Origin of the sequence: Clostridium sp. (assembly GCF_051656525.1) — a bacterium.
Lineage (GTDB): Bacteria > Bacillota > Clostridia > Clostridiales > Clostridiaceae > Clostridium.
This window is the reverse complement of sequence record NZ_JBOGCC010000165.1, coordinates 1-1,044: the sequence shown is the minus strand read 5'-3', so window position 1 is coordinate 1,044 and position 1,044 is coordinate 1. Positions and strand designations below refer to the sequence as shown.

1 protein-coding gene, 1 tRNA gene and 1 rRNA gene are annotated in these 1,044 nt (G+C 27.5%); all 3 read right to left on the bottom strand.

All coding sequences use genetic code 11. From position 1 onward, the window contains the following. Window positions 1-443 precede the first annotated feature (443 nt). Window positions 444-519: transfer RNA gene (locus ACRDDY_RS08470), tRNA-Phe, on the bottom strand. A 5-nt stretch (window positions 520-524) separates the two neighbouring features. Beyond that, window positions 525-641, bottom strand: a 5S ribosomal RNA gene (gene rrf / locus ACRDDY_RS08465). 145 nt (window positions 642-786) lie between these two features. Continuing rightward, entirely contained in the window at window positions 787-918 is a 132-nt protein-coding gene (locus ACRDDY_RS08460; RefSeq protein ID WP_438564517.1) for a hypothetical protein, read from the bottom strand. Between the last annotated feature and the right edge of the window lie 126 nt (window positions 919-1,044).

The window sequence follows — 1,044 nt, the reverse complement described above, 5'->3', positions numbered from 1 at the left end:
CCGAATACGGAAAAATATAAAATTATATTTTCTAAATATATTCCCACTATACTTCCCATTAATATTCCTAAAATCAAAAATAGTGTTAAATACTTCTCTTCTTTTTTTATAATTCTTCTTTCCTCTTCATATACCATAGTCCTTGCCTCCAATTATTTCTATAAACTTATTCTACATATTAGATATTAATTTTTCCTTAATATCTTCTTAAGTAATTCTTAGCCTTTTATTAACTTTAAAACTACTTATTTTAAGTATTTCATTTTTTCATTTTTTTAATCATTTTTCTATATATTAATTAGACTTTTTTATTATCCTTTTTGTTTCACTTGTATTTTAAAAATTCAATCTATTTATTTAACAATTTAATAGAGATCTTTGTGACATTGCTTTTTAATTTTATATTTTAGACACAAAAAAAGCATTAACTTACGTTAATGCTTTGGTGGCTCGAGCAGGAATCGAACCAGCGACACGAGGATTTTCAGTCCTCTGCTCTACCGACTGAGCTATCGAGCCATATGACCTAGCAACTTGCTACTCTCCCACACAGTCACCCGTGCAGTACCATTGCCGTTATAGAGCTTAACTTTCCTGTTCGGAATGGGAAGGAGTGTTTCCTCTATGCCATCATCACTAGATTACTTAATTAATAATATACTACTTTTCTACTTTTGTCAATATCTTTTTTAGGATTTCTTTTCCTTCTTTATAGTTTTTATAATTTTCTAAATTGCTATATTCTTTTTCTATTATATGTTAATTTAAACTCTCTACAAATTGAATTTAGCCCTTCTGCATATCTTTTGCCTCATTAAATTCTTTTTTATAAATAGCATCTCCCATTAATATTATTAAATTTGATACTGCATTATTTAAATTATCTAAAAGGTTTGATTTCACACTATCTTTTTTCATATTATCTCCTTTCCCATCATAACCAATCCATCATGTACTTCATATCCTCTTCTTAAATAAAACCCTTCTGCTTTCTCATCTCTAGTTGTCATTAATATTATTTCTTTAATTCCTTTTTCTTTTACC